At 41.2% G+C, this 204-nt stretch carries 1 pseudogene; it reads left to right on the top strand.

Annotated features, from left to right (window positions below):
• Window positions 1-204, top strand: a pseudogene (locus tag ACEO2X_RS14890) (RNA-guided endonuclease TnpB family protein); the annotation flags it as partial.

Here is a 204-nt window from a genome sequence, read left to right as displayed (position 1 = left end):
TGTAAAAACTTGAATGTGCAAAAGTACAAACAGCTTGAGAAACAAGCTGTTTTACTTGGTCGTATTCGTAGCGAGGTGTGGGCTAAATATGGTGCTATTTCAGGTTTGAATATCAGTGACAGAGCTATTCGTGATGCGTGGATGAAAGAAAGTCGTGACTTTGGTGTTTCTGCAAATGCGTGGAAAGAAACGCTACGTGATTGC

The sequence above is a fragment of the Acinetobacter sp. AL9 genome, from assembly GCF_041464035.1.
Taxonomy (GTDB): domain Bacteria; phylum Pseudomonadota; class Gammaproteobacteria; order Pseudomonadales; family Moraxellaceae; genus Acinetobacter; species Acinetobacter towneri.
Note: the sequence above shows the minus strand (reverse complement) of the source record. Positions and strands in the feature narration are given on the sequence as shown.